Source organism: Nocardioides sp., from assembly GCF_035703625.1.
GTDB lineage: Bacteria > Actinomycetota > Actinomycetes > Propionibacteriales > Nocardioidaceae > Nocardioides.
Map to the genome: position 1 here is coordinate 1 of NZ_DASSXS010000271.1, position 5534 is coordinate 5534.

7 protein-coding genes are annotated in these 5534 nt (G+C 72.0%); 4 read left to right on the forward strand and 3 right to left on the reverse strand.

The features are described 5' to 3' along the window. A partial coding sequence (locus VFN12_RS14040; protein WP_325119344.1) for an acyl-CoA dehydrogenase family protein occupies positions 1-438 on the forward strand: 438 nt, incomplete at its 5' end. Here VFN12_RS14040 and VFN12_RS14045 read toward each other — a convergent pair. Both VFN12_RS14045 and VFN12_RS14050 read right to left on the reverse strand, forming a co-directional pair. Beyond that, the gene (locus VFN12_RS14045) at positions 439-915 is read right to left on the reverse strand and encodes a hypothetical protein (RefSeq protein WP_325119345.1); all 477 of its coding nucleotides are present in this window, start codon (positions 913-915) and stop codon (positions 439-441) included. 118 nt (positions 916-1033) lie between these two features. Beyond that, positions 1034-1321 carry a YiaA/YiaB family inner membrane protein gene (locus VFN12_RS14050; RefSeq protein WP_325119347.1) on the reverse strand — a complete coding sequence of 96 codons (288 nt, stop codon included), beginning with the start codon at positions 1319-1321 and terminating at the stop codon, positions 1034-1036. A gap of 78 nt (positions 1322-1399) precedes the next feature. On the opposite strand from VFN12_RS14050, the gene VFN12_RS14055 reads away from it, so the two are divergent. Both VFN12_RS14055 and VFN12_RS14060 read left to right on the forward strand, forming a co-directional pair. Then, positions 1400-2017 (forward strand): hypothetical protein, encoded by a 618-nt coding sequence (locus VFN12_RS14055; RefSeq protein WP_325119348.1) that lies wholly within the window; start codon positions 1400-1402, stop codon positions 2015-2017. A 59-nt stretch (positions 2018-2076) separates the two neighbouring features. After that, complete coding sequence (locus VFN12_RS14060; protein WP_325119349.1) at positions 2077-3384, forward strand: DUF2252 domain-containing protein; 1308 nt, start codon at positions 2077-2079, stop codon at positions 3382-3384. A 13-nt stretch (positions 3385-3397) separates the two neighbouring features. Here VFN12_RS14060 and galK read toward each other — a convergent pair whose 3' ends face one another. Next, entirely contained in the window at positions 3398-4501 is a 1104-nt protein-coding gene (gene galK, locus VFN12_RS14065) for a galactokinase (RefSeq protein ID WP_325119351.1), read from the reverse strand. A 40-nt stretch (positions 4502-4541) separates the two neighbouring features. Here galK and VFN12_RS14070 point away from each other — a divergent pair. Continuing rightward, positions 4542-5534 (forward strand): IMP dehydrogenase (locus tag VFN12_RS14070; protein WP_325119352.1); only part of this gene is annotated, 993 nt, incomplete at its 3' end.

The following is a 5534-nucleotide window of genomic DNA, read 5'->3' on the forward strand; positions in this document are numbered from 1 at the left end:
CTGGTCGCCGCGATGGCGGTGGGCTGTGCGCGGGCGTCGCTCGACCTGACCCGTGAGCTGCTGGAGCAGGCCGGGGTCGAGGTCGACTACGACCGGCCGGCAGTCGTCCAGTCGGCGGCCGCCGCCAAGTTCCTGCAGATGGAGGCCGACTGGGAAGCCGCGCACCTGCTCATGCTGCAGGCCGCCTGGATGGCCGACAACCGCAAGCCCAACTCGCTGGAGGCGTCGATGGCCAAGGCGAAGGCGGGCAGGGTCGGCTCCGACATCACCCTCAGCTGCGTGGAGCTCGCCGGCTCGGTCGGCTACAGCGAGACCGAGCTGCTGGAGAAGTGGGCGCGCGACTCCAAGATCCTCGACATCTTCGAGGGCACCCAGCAGATCCAGCAGCTGATCGTGGCCAGACGGATCCTGGGCCTCTCGAGCGCCGAGCTGAAGTAGCTAGCGGCCGCTGCTGACAACGCCGGGGGCCACGGCGTTGTCAGTGGGAGCCTCGTTCGCGGCGGTCTTCCTCGCTGCCGTCTTCCTCGCCGGGGCGTCCTCGGTCGACTTGCGCGGCGGGGGGAGCTTGCCGCTCGGCGACGACTTCTTCGCCGGCTTCTTGCGCGCCTGCGGCTTGGGGGCGACGTTCTTGGCCACGTCGGCCGGGGTGACCGGAGCCTCGGGCTGGGTGGCCGGCGGGGGTGGCTCCACCGGTGCTGCGGACGCTGCGTCGCGGTCGGTCGCGGGTCGGGGAGCGGCGGGCCTCGGGGGAGCAGGAGCGGGAGCGGGGGCCGAGGGCGGCGTTCGACGCGGAATGCGCGCCACCACGGCCCCGGCGGTCTGGCCGCCCACCGCGGCTGCGCCGCGCAGGACTCGTCCGGCGATGGTCCCTCCGGTCTTCAGCGTGCTCGTGATCCTCGGGTGCAGCTTGCTCACGGGGCATCCCTCCTGTGCTCGGTCGGGCCTGGTGCGCAGTCAAGCACGTCGGCGCAAACGAAGCCCCGCCCCGGGTCGGCCGGGGCGGGGCTGCTGAGGCGGGTGGATCGACGGGCGCTCAGGCGATCTCGCGGAACGGGTCGTGCTCGGAGAGGATCCGCTCGACCCGCGCCTGGTCGAGCCGGGCGTGCACGGCCTGGCTCTCCTGCGCGTCCCGGACGCACTTGGCGAGGGTGAACGACGAGGTCGTCAGGTACATCACCCCGAGTCCGAGGAAGGCCCTGATCCAGGGATCCACGGGCAGGTAGATCACCGCGAAGATCAGGGTCAGCAGGGCGATGCCGAAGGAGATGCCGGCCTGCATGAAGAAGGCGTTGGTGTTCTTGGGCTGCGTCTGGGTGCTCATGGTCCAAGCCTCGCGGCGACGGCGGGTCCTGCCACCGGTCGTCGTACCCGACCTCGGTTGAGTACGTAGCCTCAGCGCATGAAGCTGTACGCCGACACCCCGGCCCGCGCCACCCGTCAGGCCCTGGCCGACGTCCTGTTCCTGCTCTGGCTCGCCCTGTGGGTGATGGCCGGGAACGCCGTCCACGACGCCACCCTGGAGCTGGCCGGACCCGGCCGGCAGACCGAGGAGTCGGCCACGAGCCTGTCGGAGTCGATGCAGGCGGCGGGAGACGCCCTCGATGACGTCCCTCTCGTGGGCGACAGCGCCCGCGCGCCGTTCGACCAGGCAGCCGACGCGTCCGACGCGCTGGCCGATGCCGGGCGCGCCGAGGTGGAGGCCGTCGAGGGGCTGGCCTTCTGGCTGCGGTTGTCGGTGACGCTGGTCCCGGTCCTGGTGGTGGCGGCCTTCTTCGTCCCGGTCCGGTGGCGCTTCGTCCGCGAGGCGACCGCCGGCCAGAGGTTCGTCGACGCGGAGGCCGACCTGCAGCTGTTCGCCCTCCGCGCCATGTCCAACCAGCCCATGCACCAGCTCGCCCGGATCTCCGACGACCCGGTCGGCGCGTGGCAACGGGGCGACCGGGAGGTCGTCCACGCCCTGGCCAGGCTGGAGATGCGGTCGGTGGGCCTGAAGCCACCTCCGGTGCGCAGTGCCTGATCGGACGGAGGCCTGATCGGACGGAGGCCCGACTGGACAGGGTTGGCAGACTGCACCGCATGTCGGACCAGAAGCGCAGCCAGCTGATCATCTCCGTCCTCGACGACGCGTTCGCGCCGCTGATGAAGGCAGACCCGGTGGCGTTCCGCGCCAAGTACCGCAAGATGGCCGCCGACCCCCACGCGTTCTACCGGGGGAGCGCCTGCCTCTTCTACGCGGACGTGGTCGACGCCGACGACCCCTACGTCGACGAGCACAGCGGCCGGATCTGGGTCCACGGTGACCTGCACGTCGAGAACTTCGGCACCTACCTGAACTCCAACGGCAGGCTGGTCTTCGACATCAACGACTTCGACGAGGCCTACCTGGGCCGGTACACGTGGGACCTCCAGCGATTCGCCGCGTCACTGGCCCTCACCGGCTGGCAGAAGGCACTACCGGAGGAGGACGTACGCCGTCTGATCGGGAGGTACGTGCGGTCCTACCTCTCCCAGGTCGACGCCTACCGCCACCGCGAGGACGACGACTTCGCGCTGCACCTCGACAACACCGGCGGACCGATCAAGGGGGCGCTGGTCGACGCTCGCAAGAGGCGGCGGGCCGACCTGCTCGACGGGACCACCGTGCTCGAGGACGGCACCCGCATGTTCCGCCACGACTCCTCGGTCCGGGAGCTGAGCAAGACCGAGCGCAAGAAGGTCGTCCGCGCCTTCGAGCGGTACCTGGACACCATCCCGGAGGACAAGCGGTTCGACCGGGAGCTCTTCTACGACCTGCGCGACGTCGTGGGCAAGACCGGCTTCGGCATCGGCAGTGCCGGGCTGCCTGCCTACAACCTGCTGGTGGAGGGCTTCAGCCAGGCGCTCGACAACGACGTCGTGCTGTCGATGAAGCAGGCGAACGTGCCGGCGGTGAGCCGGTTCGTCGACACCGGCGACGTGGACGACTACTTCGAGAACGAGGGGCATCGCACCGTCGTCAGCCAGCGCGCGCTGCAGGTGCACACCGATCCGCTGCTGGGCCACACCTCGCTCGACGGCGTCGGGTTCGTCGTGGCGGAGGTGTCGCCGTACGAGGTCGACCTGGACTGGTCGGGGATCACCGAGCCCGACGACATCGCCGCGGTGGTCGACCTGCTGGGCCGCGCGACGGCCAAGATCCACTGCGCCTCCGACGAGGACAGCGAGCAGGACCTCGTCGACTTCCAGGTGGAGGACGCGATCGCCGAGAGCCTCGAAGGCCGCCGGCGGGAGTTCACCGGCTGGGTGACCGACTTCGGGGTGGAGTACGCCGTGCGGGTGCAGCAGGACCACGGCCTGTTCGTGGAGGCCTTCCGCGAGGGACGGATCGGCGTCTCCGCCACCTAGGCCCGGCCGGCGCTCACCCGGCCGAGGCACCGCCCGATGCCGTCGCCGTGAGGTGGGCTGGCGCGGCCAGCCCGGCGGCAGCGAACGCCACGTCGAGGGCGGTGGTGACCGCCGACGCCCGCTCCTCGGGGACCAGCGAGACGACCGAGCCGCCGAACCCGCCCCCGGTCATCCGGGCGCCGAGGGCGCCGGCCTCGCGGGCGGTCACCACGGCCAGGTCGAGCTCGGGGCAGGACACCTCGAACTCGTCTCGCAACGAGAGGTGGGACGCGTCGAGCAGGAGACCCAGTGCGGGCCAGTCCCGGCGACCGATCGCGTCCACGGCGTCGGTGACGCGCGCGTTCTCGGTGACGACGTGACGGGCGCGGCGCCTGAGGACCTCGTCGTCGAGGCCGTCGAGGTCGGCCGGCGATGCCCTCCGGAGCGAGGCGACGCCGAGGGCACGGGCCGCGGCCTCGCACTCCTGGCGCCGTTCGGCGTAGCCACCCGTGGCGTGGTCGTGGGTGACCCCGGTGTCGGTCACCACGAGCGTGAGGCCCTCCTCGGCCAGGGGGAGCGGGACGTCGCGCGTGGTGTCGTCGTCGAAGTCGATGAGCAGGGCCGAGCCCTCGGTCGCGAGCATCGCCACGGTCTGGTCCATGCCCCCGGTCGGGGCGCCGACGTACTCGGTCTCGGCGCGCACGCACACGTGGGCCAGCCGCGTGCGCACCTTCTCGGAGAGCGGCAGGTCGAGCAGTCCGGCCACGGCCACGGCCACGGCGCACTCCAGCGCGGCCGAGCTGGAAAGACCCGCCCCGATGGGGACGTCGCTGTCGACGCGCACGTCGAGGCCGGGCACGTCGAGGCCGCTCTGGCGCAGGGCCCAGAGCACCCCCGTGACGTAACCCGCCCATCCGCTGACCGTCCCCGGTGCCAGGTCCTCGACGTTGCCGCGCCACGGGTCCTCGAACGACTCGCTCCGCAGGTCGAGCGAGCCGTCCGGTCGGGGCGCCACGGCGGCCGAAGCCGCCCGCGGCAGCGCCAGGGGCAGGCACAGCCCGGCGTTGTAGTCGGTGTGCTCACCGATCAGGTTGACCCGGCCGGGTGCCCGGCCGATGGCTGCTGGGTTGAAGTCCACGTGCACAGCCTAGGAAGGCGGGGGAGTGGATACTGGTCACGTGCGCTTCCTCGACGACGCGGCCCCGCCCCACGACCTCACCTACGACGACGTCTTCATGGTTCCCCGGCAGTCCTCGGTGGGCAGCCGGTACGACGTCGACCTGGCGACGGCCGACGGCACCGGAGCCACCCTCCCGCTCGTGGTCGCCAACATGACCGCCATCGCCGGCAAGCGGATGGCCGAGACCGTGGCGCGCCGAGGCGGGATCGCGGTGATCCCGCAGGACATCCCGCTGCCGGTGGTCGCCGATGTGGTGACGTTCGTGAAGTCGCGCCACCACGTCTACGACACGCCGATCGAGCTGCGGACCGACCAGACGGTGGCCGAGGCGCTGGCGCTGATCCCGAAGCGCGCGCACCGTGCCGCGGTGGTCGTGTTGGGGGGGAAGCCGGTCGGCGTGGTCTCGGAGGCCGACTGCGTCGAGGTGGACCGGTTCGCCCAGGTGGGGCAGGTGATGAACCCGTCCTTCGTGCAGATCCCCGCGGACACCGACCCCCGAGCCGCCTTCGACGCTCTCGACGGTGCTCGCGCGCCGCTGGCCGTCGCCGTCGACGCGGCGGGACACCTGATCGGGGTGCTGACACCGACCGGAGCGCTGCGCACCACGGTCTACCAGCCGGCCGTCGACGACGCCGGTGGGCTGCGCGTCGCGGCCGCGATCGGGGTCAACGGGGACGTGAAGTCCCGGGCCGCCGAGCTGCTGGAGGCCGGGATCGACTGCCTGGTCGTCGACACCGCCCACGGGCACCAGGACCGCATGACCGAGGCCCTGGGCGCGGTCCGCGCGCTGTCACCCGGGGTGCCGGTCGCCGCCGGCAACGTCGTCTCCGCTGACGGCACCCGGGCGCTGATCGAGGCGGGCGCGGACATCGTCAAGGTCGGCGTCGGACCCGGTGCCATGTGCACGACCCGCATGATGACCGGGGTCGGCCGCCCGCAGTTCTCGGCCGTGCTCGAGTGCGCGGAGGCCGCCCGTCAGCTCGGCAGGCAC

What these genes read in the sequence shown, in the direction of transcription:
- VFN12_RS14055 (WP_325119348.1), top strand. Translation starts at nt 1,400, where the DNA reads ATGAAGCTGTACGCCGACACCCCGGCCCGCGCCACCCGTCAGGCCCTG.
- VFN12_RS14050 (WP_325119347.1), bottom strand. Translation starts at nt 1,321, where the DNA reads ATGAGCACCCAGACGCAGCCCAAGAACACCAACGCCTTCTTCATGCAG.
- VFN12_RS14060 (WP_325119349.1), top strand. Translation starts at nt 2,077, where the DNA reads ATGTCGGACCAGAAGCGCAGCCAGCTGATCATCTCCGTCCTCGACGAC.